We start from the raw sequence: 20,510 nt of genomic DNA, 5'->3' as shown, positions 1-20,510 counted from the left end.
GTCACTTCTCCGTAAGGAGGAAGTCCTCGAGTTCGCGGTTGACGCGCTCGGGGGCTTCCTGATGCGCGTAGTGACCAACTCCGGCAATGGTGCGCAGTTTCTCGCCGGGAGCCCAATGCTTGTCGCGCCGCACGGTACGGGTGAGCACGTACGGGTCGAGTTCGCCGTGAATCTGGACGATCGGAATGCGAAGAACCTGATCCATCAAACGCATGAAGCGACGACCCTCGGGCCGGAGCTGGCTGCGGAAGGCCCAGCGCTGGTACTCCAGCGTGGAATGCGCGACGCCCGGGATCCGGATCGCGGCCCGCATCTTGGTCATCACGTCCGCGAACTCGGGTTGCTGCGGCCAGGTGGGGCCGGACCGCGAGCGAACCAGACGCTCCACCTCGGCGCCGTTGTCGGCCGTCAACCGACGTTCCGGGCGTAGCGGTACCTGATAGGCCAGGAACGAGGGCAAAAGCGCGCGGCGCTGATATGGGTCGCGCACGACTGCTTTCTTGAGTGCCATCGGGTGTGGTGACGAGATCAACGCGATCGACCGCACCAGGCGTGGATGCAGGAGCGCGGTCGCCCAGCACACCAACCCGCCGTCGGCATGACCGATCAGCGTGGCCTTGCCGTAACCCATCGCACGAATGAGACCGGCTACGTCACCGGCGAGCGTCCAACCGTCGTAGCCGCGAGGGGGTTTGTCGGAATCGCCGTACCCACGAAGATCCATGGCGACGACGCGGAATCCCTGCTCCGACAGTGCCGTCAACTGATGGCGCCAGGACCACCAGAAATCGGCGAATCCGTGCAACAGGACCACCAACGGAGCATCCGGCTCCGCGTCGCCTACCTCGACGACGTGAAACCGGATGCCGTTGGCGTGAATGTCCCGGTGAATCCAGGGGCCGTCGAACCTGACGGTGGATGGATCTGGGGCTGCCACTTTCGATCAGACTCGCTACCGGCGCGCGTTGAAATCGACAGACGGCTTTGCGTCGTCATGGCTGCCGGGAAGGACGTTCTTGGCCTGCTTGAGCGATTCGATCGTCTTCTCCGGAGCCCTCAGCTTGCGCACACGCAGATAACCGAGCAGCGCCAGAATCGCGGTGGTCACCACCATGATCAGGAAGACGATGAGGAACGCCAGCCAGCGCGGCACCCAGGTATCGAGCATCTCGGCCAGGAAGAAAAAGAAGAAGAACGAGCTGAACAGCAGAACCGTGAAGGCCAGGATGAAGAAGACACTGCCCTGCAGACCCTTCTTGACCTCGCCCGTGACCTCGGCCTTGGCAAGTTCAACCTCGGCGCGCACGAGGGTGGAGACCTGTGCGGTCGCGTCCTTGACGAGGGCCCCGATGGTGGCCTCACCCGGCGTGCGGGCGTCCACATCGGTGAGAGGGATGGACGAGACCGTGTTCGGTACTCCATCTCCGGTGAAGCGCTGGCTCTCTCCGTTGGTCAAGCTCACTTGTCGACCTCTCCAGGTAGTTCTCTCGCGTCCGTGGCAATGGCGGTGGAAGCGTCGTCTCGAGCCGCATGAACTCGTCCACGTCGCCACAGCAGCGCTGATCCGATCAGCGATGCCACCAACGATGTCACGAGAACTGCGGCCTTCGCTATCTCGGCCTCGCTGCCATCGCCGACCCCGTCCAATGCGAGGTCTGCTACAAGCAGGCTAACGGTGAACCCGATGCCACCGAGAACTGAGAGGGCAAACATGTCTCTCAATTCCAGTGTCTTGGGCTTGGTGGCTATGCCCAATTTGATCGCGAGCAGGGAAATTCCGAAGATTCCGACGGTCTTTCCGACCAGAAGGCCGACGACAACCGATTGCCCGACGGGGTCGGTGAAAATGTCGCCGAGTACCGCGGCGTTGATCGGAACACCGGAGGCGAACAGTGCGAAGACGGGGACGCAGAAGCCTGCGGAGTACGGCTGAATGCGGTGCTCGAGGCGGCTGCCCGGCGCGTACTCCTCGTCCGGATCGCGCCTGACACGGGTGAGTAGGCCGAGCGCGACGCCCGCGAGTGTGGCGTGTATCCCCGCTTCGTGCATCGCGTACCAGGTCAGTAGTGCCAGCGGGACGTAGAGGAACGGCGTCGTGATGCGCTTGTGCTGGGCGTAGGCGTAGGCAGCCAGGGCTGCGGCCGCGGTCAGCAGCCACAACATCGCGAGGGAACCGGTGAACAGTACGGCGATGAGGATGATCGCGAGCAAATCGTCGACGACGGCCAGGCTGAGCAGGAAAACTCGGGCGCTCGCCGGGATCTTCGAGCCGGTCAGTGCGAGCACGCCGAGGGCAAAAGCGATGTCTGTCGCGACGGGAATAGCCCAGCCCTTGTCCATGCCGGGCGTGCCGAAACCGATGGACGCCGCGATGATCGCGGGGACCAGGACGCCGCCGCACGCCGCGATGATCGGGAGCATCGCGGCTTTGCGGTCCGCGAGTTCGCCGACCACCAGTTCACGTTTGAGTTCGAGGCCGGCGACGAAGAAGAAGACGGCAAGCAGTCCGTCCTGCGCCCACGTGCCCAAGCTGAGGTCGAGATGGAGTGCGGACGGACCGATCTGGAAGTCACGTAGTGCGATGTAGCTCTCACCGAAAGGAGAGTTCACCCAGATCAGAGCGAGGGCGGCAGCGATCAGGAGGATCGATCCGCCCACCGTTTCGGTGCGGAGGTAGCGGGACAGTTCGGAACGCAGGGTGGAGATCACGCGTGGGGACGACCTTTGTTCGTGCAACCGAATTCGGATGCAACAGACATGAACGTGATCGACGTTGTGACGCATCGAATGCACGTGCCGACCAGACTTCCCGGCTCACCTTTACGGAATTTTATCGCGGATTGCCCGCTGAGCCGAATTCGCGAACCGAATTTGCGTCGGAAAACCCCGCGGGTGTTCAATTCCTACTGATTGGGACACTATCCCACCAATTGGACATCTTTCGTATAACGGCGCAGGAGCATGTTTTGAGCACGTCAGTCAGTGAGAATCCACCCAAGCCGGAGGGCGGCGACGCAGATACCGTCGCCGGAGTGCCGCGCAGCCGAATCGTGGTCGCCAGCATGGTGGGTACGTCCATCGAGTTCTACGACTTCTACATCTATGCAACAGCGGCAGTATCGGTGTTCCCGCACCTGTTCTTCCCGAAGGGCAACGACACCACCGCGCTTCTCGCGTCGTTGGCGACGTTCGGACTCGCGTTCGTCGCCCGTCCCCTCGGCTCGATTCTCTTCGGGCACTTCGGTGACCGCGTCGGACGCAAGGCAACTCTGGTCGGCTCGTTGCTGACGATGGGCATAGCGACCTTCCTCATCGGACTACTGCCGACCTATCACCAGATCGGACTGCTGGCCCCGGCGCTGTTGGCGCTCATGCGTTTCTGCCAGGGCCTCGGGCTCGGCGGCGAATGGTCGGGTGCGGCGCTGCTCGCGACCGAGACAGCCAAGGAAGGCAAGCGGGCCTGGGCGGCGATGTGGCCGCAACTCGGTGCGCCCATCGGCTTCTTCATGGCCAACGGACTGTTCCTGATCATCACGTTGTTCATGAACCACGACAATTCCAGCCCGGACCTCGAGGGTGCCTTCCTGAGTTGGGGATGGCGAATTCCGTTCCTGCTCAGCGCAATCATGGTGATGATCGGCCTGTACGTCCGGCTCAAGCTCGAGGAAACCCCGGTGTTCGCGCGCGCAGTCGAGCGCGGCGAGAAGGTCAAGACTCCGGTGGCCGAGGTATTCAAGACCAGTTGGCGTCAGCTGATCATCGGTACGTTCGTGATGCTCGCGACGTACACGCTGTTCTACATCATGACCACCTGGGTTCTCAGCCACGGAACCGGCAAGACGGCGGCCGACGGTGGAACCGGTGCGGGCTTCAAGTACACCGATTTCCTTGTCCTGCAGTTGATCGCAGTCGTGTTCTTCGCTGCCGCCGTGCCGGTCTCGGGTTGGCTCGCCGACCGTTACGGGCGTCGTATCACCTTGCTGATCATCACCGGTCTGATCATGGTGTTCGGCTTGACCTTCGGTGTCTTCCTCGAACCGGACGGAATGAACGACGGTCGCATGTTGGCGTTCCTCATCGTGGGCATGCTGCTCATGGGCCTGACCTTCGGCCCGATGAGTGCCGTTCTCCCGGAACTCTTCCCGACCAACGTCCGCTACACGGGCTCGGGAATCGCGTACAACACGGCCAGTATTCTGGGCGCAGCGGTGGCGCCGTTCATCGCCGTCTACCTCGCGAAGAACTACGGCGTCGGTTGGGTCGGCATCTATCTTCTCGTAGCGGCGACGCTGACTTTTGTCGCGCTGCTGGTCATGCGTGAGACGAAGGGTGAGTCGCTCGACGATGTAGGGGCATAACCCTGCTGTGCGCCTTTATTAACCCCCGGCGGTTAATAAAGGCGCACAGCAGTTGTCAGGGAAGCTGAGCAGGCAGGACGTGCTCACCGGTCTTGTCGGTGCTCAAGGCCAGGGAGCTGATGTACTGCTTCTCGCCGTTCGGACCGGGCACGTTCGACGCGAGCATGTCGGGACGCTCGAATTCGATTCCGCTGACGCAGCACAGAAGCGTTTCACCGGAGGGGTTCCCGTACTCGTCGAACATCGGCAGATCGATGCCGTCGTCGGTGCGTCGTAGGTAGTACTTTCCCTTGGTGGCGACGGCCAGGACCGGCGGCATCACCAGCGCGATGACGATTGCGACGATCGGGGAGAACGGCTTGATCGCCGAACCGAAAGCACCGAAGAACACCAGGATCGAAATGCCCGCGGCCAGCAGCATCGACACGAAGCCGACGGGGTTGACGTCGTAGAGCATCCCGCGTCGGAACTCGGGGACTTTCGGGGAGAGCTTCAACCAGTACTTGTTGATCGCGATGTCCGAGGCGACGACCACGACCCAGGCGATACCGCAGTTGGCGTAGAACCCGAGGATCGTGTTGAGGAAGTCGAACATGTTGGCTTCCATCAAGATCAGTGCGATCGCCAGGTTGATCAGAACGAAGACCATGCGTCCGGGGTAGGTCTTGGTGACGCGGGTGTACGAGTTGGTCCAGGCCAGTGAGCCGGAGTACGCGTTGGTGACGTTGATCTTGATCTGGCTGATGACAACGAGGATCACGGCCAGCGTCATGGCCAGCCAGTGCGGCATCATGTCCTGGTAGATCTCGAGGAACTGGTGCACGGGTTGGTTGGCGATCGAAGATCCGTCGACGACGTTCGCGATGATGTACACAGCGAGGAACAGTCCGACGATCTGCTTGAACGCGCCGAAGATGACCCAGCCGGGCCCCGCGAGAATTACTGCAGCCCACCAACGACGGGTGTTCTCCGGCGTCTTGGGCGGCATGAAGCGTAGGTAGTCGATCTGCTCGGCGATCTGTGCGATCAGCGACAAGCAGACACCCGCGGCCAGCATCACCGATCCGAAGTTGACGCCCTTGCCGTTTGCGCCGTCCTCACCGCCGAAGGCGAAGAACGCGCTCACCGAATCAGGGTGCTTGAACAGCAGATACAGGAACGGCAGCACCATCATGACGAGCCACAGAGGCGTCGTCCACACTTGGAGCTTTGCCAGAGCCTTCATTCCGTAGATGACCAGTGGAATGACCATCAGGGTCGAGACCGCGTAGCCGATCGAGAGTGGGATCCCGAGCCCCAGTTTCAAACCCTGGGCCATGATGGAACCTTCGAGCGCGAAGAAGATGAAGGTGAACGTCGCGAAGATGACGTTGGTGACCACCGAGCCGTAGTAGCCGAAACCGCTTCCGCGAGTGATCAAATCGAGGTCGATATTGTATCGCGCGGCATAGTAGGCGAGTGGGAAGCCGGTCGCCATGATGACGACGGCAAACACGGCGATGCCCAGCAATGCGTTACCGGTGCCGTACGAGATGCCGATGTTGGCGCCGATCGAGAAGTCTGCGAGATACGCGATTCCGCCGAGCGCGGAGGTCGCGACGACGCCGGTTCCCCATTTGCGGTAGCTGCGTGGCGCAAATCGGAGGGTGTAGTCCTCCAGAGTCTCCTTCAGTGCGGCATTCTCACCGAGATCTGCCCTGTCCGGTGCGCCGGCGGACACCTGCTCGTTCACTGCTGTCATGACGTCACTTCCCCTGGGTGCCTGTGCATGTGCACTTTGTGGTGCAGGCACCCAACCTAGGGAGGTGGCGTTACGCGGACATGTTTGAAATGTGTCGCCCACGTTGCGGATTCGATCCGCAACGTGAGCGAGCACTCATGGGACTTTCTTTACCTGTATCTGATCACCAACTGCCCGCGCCTGCAAGGCGAGTGGCTGCGTCCCGACCGGCCGAAGGTCGAGAACGGCGGCGGCCACCGGGTCGGCCAAGACGTTCCGGATGGTCCGGCGCAGGCCACGTGCTCCGTACACCGGGTCGAACCCGCGCCGTTGCAACAGGGCGACGGCGCTGTCCTCCACCTCGACGTCGATGCCTCTCCTGGCCAACCGAGTCGTGATCAGTTCGATCTCGAGACGGGTCACTTGTTCCGCGGTCTGTTCGTCGAACTCGTCGAGGATCACGGTTTCGTCGATGCGGTTGAAGAATTCGGGGTCGAAGAACTTCTCCAACGCGCGTTGCACCAGATGATGACCATGGCGCGGTCGATCGATTCGGACGCGATCGGCTAGCTGCCGCAGGTGGGATCGCCGATGTTCTGCCACCGCAGCAGAGCCGAGATTCGAGGTCAGGAACACGTAGCTGTTGCGGAACGAGATCTTCTGCTGACCGTTCGCCAACCGGAGTTCGCCGTTGTCGAGGACCTGCAGGAGCGCACGCAGCACGGTGGGGTCGGCCTTCTCCACTTCGTCGAACAGGACGATTCCGGGGGTGTACGGATCGCCCTCGACGGTGTTCTTGTCGAACAGCGTGAAGGACTCCTTGCTACCGGCATATCCAGGTGGAGCCCCGGAGAATGACGCCGCATAATGCTCTTGCGCAAGAGCATTCATGTCGATGCGGCACAGATCATCGGGTCCTGACCGTAGTTCTGCGGCCACGCGCCGCACCAATTCCGTCTTGCCGACGCCGGTCGGGCCAACGAGAAGGATGTTTGCGAGCGGACGCGTCGGATCCGTGGCACCGACATGCGCGATCGAAATCGCACGAACCACTGCGTCGACGGCGGCCTGTTGTCCGACGATCTTGGAACTCAGGGCTTTCGAGAGCTTGCGAGCGTCGAAGGCCCCGACCGGTACGGGTTCGGTTCGTTCCTCGGCCGGCGGTGGTGCTGCTGCTGCACTGTTCCGGTCATGGAGCATGTCGGTGATATAAGGCACAGTGAGATCCTTACGCTTCGATTGTCTTCTCGACCGGCAGGTTTCCGACGCGACAATCCGCTACACCCACTGTGTCTCGGGTGATGGCCTCGACGCGTTCCTGAGCCTTCTGGGCGTCGGTGACCCACAGCTTGTAGAACTCGAACGGGCAGTCCGCGACGCCCTTGTCTCCGTCACCTGCTGCGTGGACACCGGAGTAGCCGCGATGGAGGAGTTTGAAGATGTGGTTCTGGGACTGGTCGTTCTCGCGTGCGTCGCGAATGGCTGAGACGGAAAGCTGCGCGTACTGGATTCCGTATTCTTCTTCGCCGGTTTCACCCAGCGTCCGGCCGTCGAATCCGATGATCGCGGAGTGTCCGAAGTAGGAGTAGACGCCGTCGAATCCGGCCGCATTGGCAACTGCCACATAACAATTGTTGGCCCAGGCCATTGCCTTGGACATCATCACCTGCTGGTCCTTGGCGGGGTACATGTATCCCTGGCAACGGACGATCAGTTCTGCACCCTTCATCGCGCAGTCGCGCCAGATCTCCGGGTAGTTGCCGTCGTCGCAGATGATGAGCGAGATCTTCAGCCCCTTCGGGCCTTCGGTGACATACGTCGTGTCTCCCGGGTACCACCCTTCGATGGGGCACCAGGGCAGGATCTTTCGGTACCTCTGAACGATCTCGCCCTTGTTGTCGATGAGGATCAACGTGTTGTACGGGGGCTTGTTCGGGTGGTCTTCGTGCTGTTCGCCGGTGATGGAGAAGATTCCCCACGTGTCGGCTTCGCGGCACGCTGCGGAGAAGATCGCGGTCTCGTCGCCCGGGATGGTGGCTGCTGTCGCGTACATCTCCTCCTCGTTGTACATGATTCCCTGCGTGGAGTATTCGGGGAAGACCACCAGATCCATTCCGGGGAGGCCGGTCTTCATGCCGATCATCATGTCGGCGATCTTGCGCGCGTTCTCGAGGACGCCGGCGCGATCGTGCAGGCGGGGCATCTTGTAGTTGACCACTGCTACGCCGACCGTGTCGTTGCTCGAGGAGATGTCACCGTGTCGCATTGTCTTTCACTCCTTGGTTGTGTCGATCAGTTGAAGACTGGACGGGATTGGGGTACTGCGGTTTTGGGTGCAGCGAGGATCTTGGCCAGGCCCAGGAGAACCAGAAGCGCTCCGGCCCAACCGGCCGCGACGGCGGGTGTGGTGTGGAAGTTGTCGGTCAGGATCAGAAATGCGGGGACCGTGCACGTGGGCTGGCTCAGAAGGACCGCTGCCCAGCCGGTGAAGCGACTGAGATTCTCGCGGCCGAGCCCGAGTACCAGGAAGAACAGCGTCCACAGCGCTGCCCATGCGAGCCAGATGACCCCGAAGACGGGGTCGTTGCTCACTGTGAAAGAGAGGAAGGAGTACACGAGCGCGGCGCACGCGACGAACAGCGAGAACCACCCGATTCCTTCCGGCTCGAAGCCGGCGAGATTGCTGATGCCCACATAGAGATAGGTGAATCCGAACAGATAGAGCCCTGAGGCCGCCAGGACGGCACTCGAATCTCCCTGAGCCTGAATCAACATGACGGTGGGGACGACGCATTGAAGTGCGCCGACGAAGAGGTTGAGGACCGAGGCGGATCGAACGGGAACTGTGCCGAGCAGCATCAGTCCGTTGACGAAGAGGACGGCTCCCACGTAAAGCAAACCAACACTGCCCATCGGGCACCTCCGGTTACTTCGGGACGGTTACTTCGGGACGGGTTACTTTCAAATGAAATGATTCCAAATGAAACTAAGTGATGCGCGCCACAGAAGTCAAGAGGGAGATCTCAGGGAAAATCTCAGAGCGTTGCGATGATCGAGAAGTCGAGTCCGTCGGCGACGGCGAGCTGAATCTTCTGCCGTGCAACACGATCACGAAACTCGACGGTTCCGCGAGGCCCGTCGTACGCGGCACCCTCGACGACGGCGTCCAGGTCACGCGGATGTGTGCTGTCGGCGCGTCGAACCAGGGCCGAAAGGGTATGTATCCCTTCGTAACACGACTCGGCAGCGTTGTTCAGTGCCGGAGCGTGCGCGCCGTGCAGTGCGATGTAGCGCCCGAGCAGGTCCATGGAGTTACCGTCGACCATCGAGCGGAAGTACGCCGCCGAGGCAAACAGGTTCCGGGTTGCGCGGGGGCCGCTTGCGAGCAGCATGTTTTCTTCCATCAACGGGCTGAACCGGATCATCGACTCGTCGAGGCCTCGGCGGGCGAAGGCTCGGTTGAAGTCGACGGCGTCCTGCCCGACGAGGAGCATGATCACGCCGTCGCAACCGGAGTTCGAGACGGTCTCGACCAACTGCTTCATGTTTCCGCGCCCGAGGTCGACAAACGAACCGCCGACCAGGCTGAGATCGAGTTCGGTGGCGAATTGCCTCACGGCTCCGAGAGAGCTGTGCGGCCAGATGTAGTCGTCCCCGACGACAAACCACTTACGCGCTCCGACGTTGTCGCGCAGCCACTTCAGCGCCGGCGCGATCTGCTGACGTGGTGTCTCACCCGAGCAGTAGATGCCGGGCCTGACCTCGCCGCCCTCGTAGAGCGAGGTGTACGAGTACGGAATACGGCCTGCGACCACCGGTGCGAGTGCGTGGCGGACCGAGGAGATGTGCCAACCGCTGACGGCGTCGATGTCGCCGGCGTCGAGTAGTTGTTGCACGCGGGCTGCGACGGCACTCGGCGTCGCGCCGCCGTCGATCACTTCGATCTGGACTTCGCGTCCCAGCACGCCACCGGAGTTGTTGAGGTCGCGGGCGGCCAACTCGCTGATTGCTTCGCAGGAGGGGCCGAACAGTCCGGCCGGCCCCTGAAGGGGAACCACCATGCCCAGGCGCCACACCGCGCTGCGCGCGCGTTCGAGCGCGCCGGTAGCGCTCATGCGTCGCCGCCGGAATCGGGAGTCAGCGACCTGGCCTGGGTTACTATCATTTCATTTGAAAGTATTGCCCGAGAAGTGTGAACTGCGCAACAGCGGGGGAGCGATCAGTGGGAAAAAGTGACTCCGAAATTCTTGATGCGTCGCTGACGACTGCGCTGGTCCGAGCAGCTCGAATGGCCGCGGCAGCGGCGGAGAAGGCGCTGGCGGCAGAGAATCTCACTCTCGATCACTGGATGACGCTCGAAGCCCTGGCGTCGACCGAGGGGCTGACGATGGCTCAGTTGCGCGATCGAACGGGAACACCGGCTCCGACGCTGACGCGAGTTGCGGACAAGTTGGTCTCGCTCGCGCTCATCTACCGCGAAGTCGGGGAGGACGATCGCCGGAAGGTACGCGTGTTTCTCTCCTCGCGCGGAAAGTCCTTGCACAAGAGGGTTGCCGCAGACATCCGCGTAGCCGAGGAGTCCTGGCTGACGTCGAAAGAGGAAGTGAAGTTGCGAGAGGGGCTTCGCCCCTGTGTGCCTTTCCGGTAGTGGGGACTACCAAAAAGGCGCACAGGGGCCGAAGGCCCTACTTGCCGCGGATGGCGTCGAATACCTTGGGGTCGACCAGGGTCGAGGTGTCTCCGAGGTCGCGGCCTTCGGCGACGTCGCGCAGGAGGCGGCGCATGATCTTGCCGGACCGGGTCTTCGGCAGTTCCGGCACGATCGTGATCTGACGCGGTTTGGCGATGGGGCTGATGTCGGTGGAGACCTGAGCCTTGAGTTCGGCGATGAGGACGTCGCCGGTGTTCTCGACGCCTTCACGCAGGATGACGAACGCGACGATGCCCTGTCCGGTGGTCTCGTCGGCGGCACCGACGACGGCGGCTTCGGCGACTCCGTGATGGTTCACCAGTGCTGATTCCACTTCGGAGGTGGAGATGCGGTGACCGGAGACGTTCATGACGTCGTCGACGCGGCCGAGGACCCAGAGTGCGCCGTCGTCGTCGTACTTGGCGCCGTCACCGGCGAAGTACCAGCCTTCTTCGGCGTAGCGGGACCAGTAGGTGTCGCGGTAGCGGTCCATGTCGCCCCAGATGCCGCGGAGCATCGCCGGCCACGGCTCGTCGAGGACGAGGTAGCCGTTGCCGCCGGGGCCGAGGGGCTTGGCGTCGTCGTCGACGATCTTCGCGGAGATACCGGGCAGTGGGGCCATCGCGGATCCGGGTTTGGTGGCGGTGATACCGGGGAGTGGGGAGATCATGATCGCGCCGGTCTCGGTCTGCCACCAGGTGTCGACGATGGGGGCTTTGTTGCCGCCGATGACCTCTCGGAACCAGCGCCACGCTTCGGGGTTGATGGGCTCGCCCACAGATCCGAGGAGGCGGATCGAGGACAGGTCGTGGGCGTCGGGGATCTCGCGGCCCCACTTCATGAACGTCCGCACGAGGGTGGGGGCGGTGTAGTAGATGGAGACGCCGTACTTCTCGATGATGTCGAAGTGGCGGTGCTCGTTCGGGGAGTTGGGGGTGCCTTCGTAGACGACCTGGGTGACGCCGTTCGAGAGGGGTCCGTAGACGATGTAGGAGTGTCCGGTGACCCAGCCGATGTCGGCGGTGCACCAGTAGACGTCTTGTCCCGCTTTGTGATCGAAGACGTTGTGGTGGGTGTACGAGGCCTGGGTGAGGTAGCCGCCGGAGGTGTGGATGATGCCCTTGGGCTTTCCGGTGGTGCCGGAGGTGTAGAGAATGAACAGGGGATGTTCGGCGTCGAAGGCCTGCGCCTCGTGCTCGGGTGAAGCCTGTGCGACGGTTTCGTGCCACCACAGGTCGCGGCCGTCGGTCCAGTCGACGTCGATGCCGGTCCGGTTGACCACCAACACGTTCTGGACGGATTCGGCGCCGGCGACGGATTCGTCGACCGCTGTTTTGATGGGTGCTGCGGCGCCGCGTCGCCACTGGCCGTCGACGGTGACGACGAGTTTGGCTTGGGCGTCGTCGATGCGCGAGCGTAGGGCGGTGGCGGAGAATCCGGCGAAGACGACGGAGTGGGTCAGGCCGAGGCGGGCGCAGGCGAGCATGGTGACGATCGCTTCGGGGATCATCGGCATGTAGATCGCGACGCGATCACCGGCGACGAGGCCGAGGTCGGTGAAAGTATTTGCGGCGCGGCTGACTTCGGCGAGGAGGTCGTTGTAGGTCAGGTCGCGGGAATCGCCTGGTTCGCCTTCGAAGTGGATGGCGATGCGGTCGCCGTTGCCGGCGAGGACGTGGCGGTCGACGCAGTTGTAGGCGACGTTGAGTTTTCCGCCGACGAACCACTTGGCGACGGGGGCGTCGGTCCAGTCGAGGACGTCGGTCCATTTCTCGTGCCAGTGAAGGCGCTCAGCCTGATTCGCCCAGAAAGCGAGGCGGTCGGTATCTGCGGCAGCCTGCAACTCCGGTCCCGCGTTGGCGGCCGCAGCGAACTCTGCGCTCGGCGGATATGCCTGGGGGACGTCTGTTTCGGCTGCGCTTGTCATGGCTGACGGCCTTCTTTCCACTTTGATCGACACTTTTCTGACTCCGTGTGAGGGTAGTCACAAGCTCGCGTAAACGCACCGTTGCATCACGTTGCAACCCGTTGTCCTGCGACGATCGGTCGAATTGATGCGACGGGTGGTCGCTTCCGCCGACGAGTGAATGGGCGCGGACAGATTTCCCTCGGAATTGCGGACAATGGGTGCGATGCGCGCCCCGCGTCGGATGTGTCTATTGTCAAACCATTATTCGACCACAACTCGAAGTCACGTTCACTTTCAGTTGTAGGCGACACGACGCCGGCAGTTACGGCTGTCGGCAGGCCGCGAGCATGCTCGGGGTCACTTAGATGTGGAAGGAATTCCTTTGCGTATCTCACGCATAGCGACCGGCGCGGTCGCGCTCGGAATGACGGCAGTGCTGATCACGGCATGTTCGTCCGGCGATTCGTCGGGCGGATCGTCCAGCGGTGTCGTCAACGCCTGGGCGGGCGAGCCCCAGAACCCGTTGATTCCCACGAACACGAGTGAGAACCAGGGCGGCCGCGTCCTCGACTCCCTGTTCGCCGGTCTCGTTTCGTACACCGCCGACGGTGGCACGGAGAACGAGGTTGCCGAGTCCATCGAGAGCACCGACGGTCAGAACTTCACCGTCAAGCTCAAGGACGGTTGGACCTTCACGGACGGCACCCCCGTCACCGCGAAGTCGTTCGTCGACGCGTGGAACTTCGGAGCCCTCTCCACCAACGCCCAGATCCAGGCATCGTTCTTCGATCCGATCAAGGGCTACGACGAAGTTGCCGCCGAGGTTCCGACGGCTCAGACGATGTCGGGTCTGAAGGTTGTGGACGACTCCACCTTCACCATCGAACTCAAGCAGCCCGAGTCGGCGTTCCCCGATCGCCTCGGTTTCACGGCGTACTACCCGCTGCCCGAGGTCGCGTTCAAGGACATGACCGCATTCGGCGAGAACCCGGTCGGCAACGGCCCGTACAAGCTCGACGGCGCCGGCGCGTGGCAGCACAACGTCCGCATCGACACGGTCGTGAACCCGGACTACAACGGCAACCGCAAGCCGAAGAACGCCGGCGTCGACTTCATCATGTACAACAGCCTCGACACGGCGTACACGGATCTCCTCGCCAACAACGTCGACGTTCTCGACCAGGTCCCGCCGAGCGCGGTCACGACCTTCGAGTCGGATCTTGCCGGTCGCACGGTCAACCAGCCGTCGGCAACCATCGAGACGTTCACGATCCCGGGGCGCCTGGCGCACTTCAGTGGTGAAGAGGGCATGCTCCGCCGTCAGGCGATCTCGATGGCGATCAACCGCGATCAGATCACGCAGCAGATCTTCAACAAGACCAGGACGCCTGCACTCGACTTCACCAGCCCCGCAATCGAGGGTTGGAACGACTCGCTGACCGGTAACGGCAACCTGAAGTTCGACCCCGAGGCAGCCAAGGCCGCTTGGGCCAAGGCCGACGCCATCGCTCCGTGGTCCGGCAGCTTCGAGATCGGATACAACTCCGACGGCGGACACCAGGAATGGGTCGACGCCACGGCGAACAGCATCCGCAACACGCTCGGCATCGACGCAAAGGGCAAGCAGTACGCCACCTTTGCGCAGATCCGCACCGAAGCCACCGACCGCACCATCCAGAGCGCGTTCCGCTCCGGCTGGCAGGGTGACTACCCGCAGCAGTACGGCTTCCTGGCGCAGAACTACCAGACCGGCGGCAGCTCCAACGACGGTGAGTACTCCAACCCCGAGTTCGACCGCCTCCTGCGCGAATCGGCCGGCCAGACGGACAAGGCGAAGGCTCAGGAACTGCTCGATCAGGCTCAGGAAGTGCTGCTCAAGGACCTGCCTGCAATTCCGACGTGGTACCGCAACGCAGCCAGTGGATGGTCGGAGAACGTTTCCAACGTGACCATCAGCTGGAACGGCATTCCGGTCTACGAAGACATCGAAAAGAACTGACGCGTAGAACGATCCGCATCTGAAACGTGAGTTCGGGGCGGCAGGCGCCCTGCCTGCCGTCCCGAACTCGTGTTCACACCGGACTGTCCGCTGACGTACACGATCATCGACAAGGAGGTGATCCGATGCTCTGGTACATCGGTCGCCGAGTGCTTCAAATGATCCCGGTCTTTCTCGGGGCCACTCTTCTGATCTACGCCATGGTCTTCCTGCTTCCCGGTGATCCGATTGCCGCGTTGGCGGGCGACAAGGCGCTCAGTCCGGCTGTGGCAGCACAGCTTCGGGAGCGCTACCACCTCGATCTCCCCTTCTATCAGCAGTACCTGCTGTACCTGAAGGGCATCTTCACGCTGGACTTCGGCACGTCGTTCTCCGGACGACCTGTCAGTGAAGTTCTGGCACAGGCATTTCCGATCACGATGAAACTTGCCTTCATGGCACTGATCGTCGAGACCGTCTTCGGTGTCGGCTTCGGCCTCATCGCAGGCCTGCGTAAGGGCGGATTCTTCGACAGCACCGTCCTGCTGTTCAGCCTCGTTCTCATCGCCATCCCGATCTTCGTGATCGGCTTCCTGGCTCAGTTCTTCATCGGCGTCAAATGGGGCATCGTCCCGCCGACGGTCGGTGGCAACACCAGCTTCAAGAATCTCCTGCTCCCCGCCCTGGTTCTGGGTTCGGTCTCGTTCGCCTACGTCCTGCGACTGACCCGAACGTCCGTGGCGGAGAACCTGAGTGCCGACTACGTGCGCACTGCCACCGCCAAGGGACTTTCCCGTGGACGAGTGGTTCGCGTGCACGTGTTGCGCAACTCGCTGATCCCCGTGGTCACGTTCCTGGGCGCCGACCTCGCAACGTTGATGGGCGGCGCCATCGTCACCGAGGGCATCTTCAACATCAACGGCGTCGGCGGCACGATCTACCAGGCCGTGACCAGAGGTGAAGCGCCGACGGTGGTTTCGTTCGTCACCATTCTCATCGTGATCTACCTGATCGCAAATCTGCTCGTCGACCTCTTGTACGCCGCGCTCGATCCGAGGATCCGCTATGTCTGAGACCGTGAAGACCGGACGCGCCGTCCGGCAAAGTCATTTCGTGGCACCGCCCGAAGTTGCGGCACCGGGGGAGACGGACGCCGTCAAACTCGATCAGGCGCCGACGAGCATGTGGACCGACGCGTGGCGCGACCTACGCAAGCGCCCCCTGTTCATCATCTCGACGATCATCATCCTCGCGGTCATCGTCATCGCAGCGTTTCCGAGCTTGTTCACGAGCACCGATCCGCGGTTCTGCGACCTGACCTACAGCATGCAGGGGCCGACCTCAGGGCACTGGTTCGGTTTCGACCGCCAGGGCTGTGACGTGTACTCGCGCACCATCTACGGTGCTCGCGCATCCGTACTCGTGGGCGTCGGTGTCACTGCGTCGGTGCTGGTGATCGGCGTGATCTTCGGTGCGCTGTCCGGTTTCTACGGCGGATGGACCGATTCGATCCTCTCCCGTGTCGCCGACATCTTCTTCGGCATCCCGCTGATCCTGGCTGCCATCGTCCTGATGCAGCTGTTCACCGATCGCACCATCTGGACCGTCGTCGGTGTGCTGGCGCTCTTCGGCTGGCCGCAGATGGCAAGAATCGCTCGAGGCGCGGTGATCTCGGCGAAGAACAACGATTACGTCATGGCCTCGGAAGCGTTGGGTGTCTCGAAGCTCAAGACACTGATCCGCCACGTCATCCCGAACTCGTTGGCGCCCATCATCGTGGTCGCCACCATCTCGCTCGGTACGTACATCGTTGCCGAGGCGACGCTGTCCTTCCTCGGTATCGGTCTTCCGTCCACCGAGGTTTCGTGGGGCGGCGACATCAGCAACGCTCAGGTGACGCTGCGTCAGGGTTCGACCATTCTGTTCTACCCGGCAACGGCTTTGGCGATCACCGTTCTCGGATTCATCATGATGGGTGACGCTCTGCGCGACGCCCTCGATCCCAAGTCGCGGAAGCGGTGAGCACGATGACCACCAAGGAAACTCTCACCTCGGAGGAAACTCCGTTGCTCGAGATTCGTGATCTCGAGGTGTCTTTCCAGTCCAATTCCGGTCCGGTTCCGGCAGTTCGAGGCGTCAGCCTGACCGTCTACCCGGGTCAGACGGTCGCGATCGTCGGCGAATCGGGTTCGGGTAAGTCCACCACCGCCCACTCGATCATCAATCTGCTTCCCGGCACCGGCAAGGTGACGGCAGGCGAGATCATCTTCGACGGCAAGGACATCTCGAAGGTCTCGGAGAAGGACTTCGTCCACATCCGGGGAAGCCAGATCGGTTTGGTTCCGCAGGACCCGATGTCGAATCTGAATCCCGTGTGGAAAGTGGGCTTCCAGATCGAGGAAGCACTGGCCGCCAACGGGATCGCCAAGGGCAAGGCAGCCAAGGTTCGGGCCGCCGAACTGCTCGAGGAGGCAGGACTCGCCGAAGCCGAGAGCCGGTTGGGGCAGTACCCGCACGAGTTCTCGGGCGGTATGCGTCAGCGCGCACTCATCGCGATCGGGTTGTCCGCTCGTCCGAAGCTCCTGATCGCGGACGAGCCGACGTCGGCGCTCGACGTCACCGTCCAGCGTCAGATCCTCGACCACCTCGACGGTCTGACTACGGAACTCGGCACCGCCGTTCTGCTCATCACTCACGATCTTGGCCTGGCCGCCGAGCGCGCCGAGCATCTGATCGTGATGAGCAAGGGTCGTATCGTCGAATCCGGTCCGGCACTGGAGATTCTGAAGCGCCCGCAGCATCCGTACACGCAGAAGCTGGTCGCGGCTGCGCCGTCGTTGGCGTCGAAGCGGCTCAGCTCGTCGGTGGCGCGCGCCGAGATTCGCGAACAGGCGGAAGAGGTCGCCGAAGCGGTGAAGGCCGAGGAAAGTGCGGCAGAGTCCTTCGGCAAGGTGACCGACGACGTTCTTGTCGTCGATCATCTGACCAAGGTGTTCAAGCTGCGCAAGGGTTTCCGCAAGACCACCGACTTCACAGCCGTGAACGACGTGTCCTTCAAGGTCCGCCGCGGAACCACGACTGCAATCGTCGGCGAATCGGGTTCCGGTAAGTCGACGGTCGCACAGATGGTCCTCGGTCTGCTCGAGCCCACTGCAGGCAACGTGGTCTTCGACGGTCAGGACGTGTCGAAACTCGGTGCGAAGGAAACATTTGCGTTCCGTCGTCGAGTGCAGCCGATCTTCCAGAACCCTTACGGCACGCTCGACCCGATGTACTCGATCTACCGCACGATCGAAGAGCCGCTGCGTACCCACAAGGTCGGGACCAAAGCCGAACGGGAGGCTCGCGTCCGCGAACTTCTCGACAAGGTCGGTCTGCCCCAGTCGGTCATGCGACGGTTCCCGAACGAGCTCTCCGGCGGACAGCGTCAGCGCGTCGCAATTGCGCGAGCGTTGGCACTGCAACCGGAGGTCGTGATCTGCGACGAGGCGGTCTCCGCTCTCGACGTGCTCGTGCAGGATCAGATCTTGACCCTGCTCAACGACCTGCAGGCAGAGTTCGGGTTGACGTACCTCTTCATCACGCACGACCTGGCCGTGGTTCGTCAGATCGCGGACAACGTGTTGGTGATGTCGCGTGGCTCGATCGTCGAATCGGCACCGATCGACGACGTGTTCGGTAATCCGCAACAGGACTACACCCGCAAGTTGCTCGACGCGATTCCCGGTGGGTCCATCAAGCTGGGAAGCTGACGCAACAGGTAGGTAGGCAAGTCCGCAGAGGGGCTGCAAGGGTACCGTCGTTGATCGTGACGGACCCCTTGCAGCCCCTCGTCGATCTTCCAGGCGTACGCGCCGCCGCCGATCATGCGCGCGACGCTCTGGGTGAGGTTCATCGGCACAAGACCAACCGTCGCGGTTGGCCCACCACTGCCGCCGAAGCCGCGGTTCGTGCCGCGCGCGCTTCCGCATCGCTCGCCGGTGGCACCACCGAATTGCCGACCGAGGGCATGGCCGGTGATCCGATTCTCGCGGGTGCTCTGCGCGTGGCTCAGGCTCTCGACGGCGACAGCCTTCCGCTCATGGAGTCGACGTGGAAGCGCGCCCCACTTCAGGCTCTGGCCCGGCTGCACCTGTTGGCCGCGGCGGATCTCGTCGAGGACGCAGATCAACTGGGGCGGCCACGGTCGGATCGCGGAGTGGGGGAGCGGTTGGACGCTCTCGCCCAACTCGTTACAGGCGGAACCAGTGCACCGGCACCTGTTCTGGCGGCCGTCGTACACGGAGAACTCTTGGCGCTGAGCCCGTTCGGCACCGCTGACGGCATCGTCGCCCGCGCGGCCTCGCGTCTGGTTGCGGTCTCGTCGGGACTGGATCCGCACAATCTCGGGGTCCCCGAGGTCAGTTGGCTTCGGCGGCCACAGGCGTACACGGACGGCGCGGCAGGATTCGCTTCGGGAAATCCGGCGGGCGTCGGCAGCTGGGTGATTCTGTGCTGTGGTGCTCTCGAAGCCGGTGCGCGAGAGGCGACTTCGATTGCCGACGCCGCTACCGGATAGTCCGGCAAATTGCGCCTGTCGGAACATAACGAACGGGCGGCGCTGCCGATAAATCGACTTCGCCGCCCGTCAGCACGGACTACTCGTTACCAAGCGTGCTCGGTGGGTTGTGTGGGTGGCCTCGGCGAGGGATCGCGCTTTCTGAGGTCGTCCCCGCAACCTGTGCGGGGTCCTCGCTCAAATTGAACGAATCTCGCAGGCCCACAACGCTTCTGCCCTTATAGTGGCTTGTGCTCCGCGTGGGTGCCCTAGTGCCCGTGCTAGGAATTTCGGTTGGGGAAACGGTCCTTCTCTTCCGAGCCGTTCCTGGCCTTCCGTTCTTCCGTAACTCCTTTGTACCCTGTGTCCGGGCTCACAGCAAGTACCAATTTTTGTTTGTGGGCCTTGGATTTCAGCGTTTCCGGCGCAGTAGCCCGAAGGTCATGGCGCCGGCCACCAGAGCTGCGATTCCCACCGCAGCGGTAGTGGCCACCGTGGTCGTGGACTGGGCCGACAATCGGGCACGAAGTGAGACCGGATTCGAGAAAGTCAGTATGGGCCAACCGTTTACGGCTGCTTCCTTGCGCAACGCTCGATCGGGGTTGACTGCGGTCGGATGTCCGACAGCCTCGAGCATGGGTAAATCCGTCACCGAGTCGGAGTAGGCGTAACTGGCGGCGAGGTCGTAACCGTACTCCGCGGCGAGTTTTTCCATGGCTTCGACCTTGCCGGGGCCGTAGCAGTAGAAGTCCACCTCGCCGGTGTAGTGGCCGTCTTCCTCCCTCATCGACGTCGCGACGGAATGGGTGGCGCCGAGGGCGCGGGCGATCGGTGCGACGATCTCTTCACCCGAAGCAGACACGACGATGACGTCGTGTCCACGCAGCTTGTGATCTGCGATCAGATCGGCCGCCTCGGCGAAGACGAGTGGATCGACGATGTCGTGCAGAGTCTCCGCGACGACGGCCTTCACCTGTTCCACGTCCCAGCCCGCACACATCGCCGTCAGATGCTCGCGCATGCGCTCCATCTGATCGTGATCGGCGCCGGACAGTAGAAACAGGAATTGCGCATAGCTGCTCTTGAGAACCGAGCGTCGATTGATCAGACCCTGTGCGAAGAATGGCTTGCTGAACGCCAGGGTGCTCGACTTCGCGATGATCGTTTTGTCCAAATCGAAGAAAGCGGCTGTCCGCCCGGTATTCAGTCCGTTCGCAGGCTTGTCGGTCACAGGATTGAGGATAGTCCGACAGGCGGTTCGTGTGCTCTTCGGCAAGCGTCCTCTTTCGGCGAAAAACAGCAGTTCAGTGCAGCTCAG

17 protein-coding genes are annotated in these 20,510 nt (G+C 62.4%); 7 read left to right on the top strand and 10 right to left on the bottom strand.

What is annotated here, in order from left to right; all coding sequences use genetic code 11:
• Position 1: 1 nt before the first annotated feature.
• Genes AC1Q61_RS29565 through nhaA form a run of 3 tightly spaced genes read right to left on the bottom strand, consistent with a single transcriptional unit; the run spans position 2 to position 2,793 of the window.
• Positions 2 to 937 (bottom strand): alpha/beta fold hydrolase, encoded by a 936-nt coding sequence (locus tag AC1Q61_RS29565; protein WP_019746624.1) that lies wholly within the window; start codon positions 935 to 937, stop codon positions 2 to 4.
• Positions 938 to 952: 15 nt separating this feature from the next.
• Positions 953 to 1,462 carry a phage holin family protein gene (locus AC1Q61_RS29560; RefSeq protein WP_019746625.1) on the bottom strand — a complete coding sequence of 170 codons (510 nt, stop codon included), beginning with the start codon at positions 1,460 to 1,462 and terminating at the stop codon, positions 953 to 955.
• Positions 1,459 to 2,793: a Na+/H+ antiporter NhaA gene (gene nhaA, locus AC1Q61_RS29555; RefSeq protein WP_007732414.1), complete on the bottom strand. Its 1,335-nt coding sequence runs from the start codon at positions 2,791 to 2,793 to the stop codon at positions 1,459 to 1,461. Before nhaA ends, AC1Q61_RS29560 begins: the two co-directional genes overlap by 4 nt.
• 173 nt (positions 2,794 to 2,966) lie before the next feature.
• Between nhaA and AC1Q61_RS29550 the strand changes: the two genes are divergently transcribed.
• Positions 2,967 to 4,358, top strand: coding sequence for an MFS transporter (locus AC1Q61_RS29550; RefSeq protein ID WP_020968263.1), 1,392 nt, complete (start codon positions 2,967 to 2,969; stop codon positions 4,356 to 4,358).
• 55 nt (positions 4,359 to 4,413) lie between these two features.
• On the opposite strand, the gene AC1Q61_RS29545 is transcribed toward AC1Q61_RS29550, so the two are convergent.
• The 5 genes from AC1Q61_RS29545 to AC1Q61_RS29525 all read right to left on the bottom strand — a co-directional run bounded on the left by AC1Q61_RS29545 (position 4,414) and on the right by AC1Q61_RS29525 (position 10,193).
• Positions 4,414 to 6,099 (bottom strand): purine-cytosine permease family protein, encoded by a 1,686-nt coding sequence (locus AC1Q61_RS29545; RefSeq protein WP_492651239.1) that lies wholly within the window; start codon positions 6,097 to 6,099, stop codon positions 4,414 to 4,416.
• Between the two features lie 135 nt (positions 6,100 to 6,234).
• Positions 6,235 to 7,296 carry an AAA family ATPase gene (locus tag AC1Q61_RS29540; protein ID WP_050655296.1) on the bottom strand — a complete coding sequence of 354 codons (1,062 nt, stop codon included), beginning with the start codon at positions 7,294 to 7,296 and terminating at the stop codon, positions 6,235 to 6,237.
• A 10-nt stretch (positions 7,297 to 7,306) separates the two neighbouring features.
• Positions 7,307 to 8,344, bottom strand: coding sequence for an aliphatic amidase (locus AC1Q61_RS29535; RefSeq protein ID WP_003946093.1), 1,038 nt, complete (start codon positions 8,342 to 8,344; stop codon positions 7,307 to 7,309).
• Positions 8,345 to 8,370: 26 nt separating this feature from the next.
• Positions 8,371 to 8,991: an AmiS/UreI family transporter gene (locus tag AC1Q61_RS29530; protein WP_003946099.1), complete on the bottom strand. Its 621-nt coding sequence runs from the start codon at positions 8,989 to 8,991 to the stop codon at positions 8,371 to 8,373.
• A gap of 122 nt (positions 8,992 to 9,113) precedes the next feature.
• Positions 9,114 to 10,193 (bottom strand): substrate-binding domain-containing protein, encoded by a 1,080-nt coding sequence (locus AC1Q61_RS29525; protein ID WP_492651238.1) that lies wholly within the window; start codon positions 10,191 to 10,193, stop codon positions 9,114 to 9,116.
• Positions 10,194 to 10,300: 107 nt separating this feature from the next.
• Here AC1Q61_RS29525 and AC1Q61_RS29520 point away from each other — a divergent pair, with 107 nt between their 5' ends.
• Positions 10,301 to 10,726: a MarR family transcriptional regulator gene (locus AC1Q61_RS29520; protein ID WP_050655294.1), complete on the top strand. Its 426-nt coding sequence runs from the start codon at positions 10,301 to 10,303 to the stop codon at positions 10,724 to 10,726.
• A 37-nt stretch (positions 10,727 to 10,763) separates the two neighbouring features.
• On the opposite strand, the gene acs is transcribed toward AC1Q61_RS29520, so the two are convergent.
• On the bottom strand, positions 10,764 to 12,695 hold the full coding sequence (gene acs / locus AC1Q61_RS29515; protein WP_050655293.1) for an acetate--CoA ligase: 1,932 nt from the start codon (positions 12,693 to 12,695) through the stop codon (positions 10,764 to 10,766).
• A gap of 364 nt (positions 12,696 to 13,059) precedes the next feature.
• On the opposite strand from acs, the gene AC1Q61_RS29510 reads away from it, so the two are divergent.
• The 5 genes from AC1Q61_RS29510 (at position 13,060) to AC1Q61_RS29490 (ending at position 19,213) form a co-directional block, all read left to right on the top strand.
• Complete coding sequence (locus AC1Q61_RS29510; RefSeq protein ID WP_037132624.1) at positions 13,060 to 14,676, top strand: peptide ABC transporter substrate-binding protein; 1,617 nt, start codon at positions 13,060 to 13,062, stop codon at positions 14,674 to 14,676.
• A gap of 125 nt (positions 14,677 to 14,801) precedes the next feature.
• Positions 14,802 to 15,728, top strand: coding sequence for an ABC transporter permease (locus AC1Q61_RS29505; protein WP_003946101.1), 927 nt, complete (start codon positions 14,802 to 14,804; stop codon positions 15,726 to 15,728).
• A complete protein-coding gene (locus AC1Q61_RS29500; protein ID WP_019746638.1) occupies positions 15,721 to 16,677 on the top strand; it encodes an ABC transporter permease in 957 nt (318 codons plus the stop codon). The genes AC1Q61_RS29505 and AC1Q61_RS29500 overlap by 8 nt, the downstream gene beginning before the upstream one ends.
• A gap of 5 nt (positions 16,678 to 16,682) precedes the next feature.
• Positions 16,683 to 18,407 (top strand): dipeptide ABC transporter ATP-binding protein, encoded by a 1,725-nt coding sequence (locus AC1Q61_RS29495; RefSeq protein ID WP_087503825.1) that lies wholly within the window; start codon positions 16,683 to 16,685, stop codon positions 18,405 to 18,407.
• Positions 18,408 to 18,463: 56 nt separating this feature from the next.
• The gene (locus tag AC1Q61_RS29490) at positions 18,464 to 19,213 is read left to right on the top strand and encodes a Fic family protein (protein WP_003946100.1); all 750 of its coding nucleotides are present in this window, start codon (positions 18,464 to 18,466) and stop codon (positions 19,211 to 19,213) included.
• Between the two features lie 391 nt (positions 19,214 to 19,604).
• Here the strand turns inward: AC1Q61_RS29490 and AC1Q61_RS29485 are convergent, their stop codons facing one another.
• On the bottom strand, positions 19,605 to 20,423 hold the full coding sequence (locus AC1Q61_RS29485) for an HAD-IB family hydrolase (protein WP_003946123.1): 819 nt from the start codon (positions 20,421 to 20,423) through the stop codon (positions 19,605 to 19,607).
• Positions 20,424 to 20,510 lie beyond the last annotated feature (87 nt).

Source organism: Rhodococcus sp. MPR-R1B, from assembly GCF_058793255.1.
This window is presented reverse-complemented; position numbering and strand designations above follow the sequence as displayed.

Bases quoted from the DNA above. Each gene is read 5' to 3' on its own strand.
- AC1Q61_RS29545 (WP_492651239.1), bottom strand. From the start codon at position 6,099: ATGACAGCAGTGAACGAGCAGGTGTCCGCCGGCGCACCGGACAGGGCA.
- AC1Q61_RS29535 (WP_003946093.1), bottom strand. From the start codon at position 8,344: ATGCGACACGGTGACATCTCCTCGAGCAACGACACGGTCGGCGTAGCA.
- AC1Q61_RS29530 (WP_003946099.1), bottom strand. From the start codon at position 8,991: ATGGGCAGTGTTGGTTTGCTTTACGTGGGAGCCGTCCTCTTCGTCAAC.
- AC1Q61_RS29525 (WP_492651238.1), bottom strand. From the start codon at position 10,193: ATGAGCGCTACCGGCGCGCTCGAACGCGCGCGCAGCGCGGTGTGGCGC.
- acs (WP_050655293.1), bottom strand. From the start codon at position 12,695: ATGACAAGCGCAGCCGAAACAGACGTCCCCCAGGCATATCCGCCGAGC.
- AC1Q61_RS29505 (WP_003946101.1), top strand. From the start codon at position 14,802: ATGCTCTGGTACATCGGTCGCCGAGTGCTTCAAATGATCCCGGTCTTT.
- AC1Q61_RS29500 (WP_019746638.1), top strand. From the start codon at position 15,721: ATGTCTGAGACCGTGAAGACCGGACGCGCCGTCCGGCAAAGTCATTTC.
- AC1Q61_RS29495 (WP_087503825.1), top strand. From the start codon at position 16,683: ATGACCACCAAGGAAACTCTCACCTCGGAGGAAACTCCGTTGCTCGAG.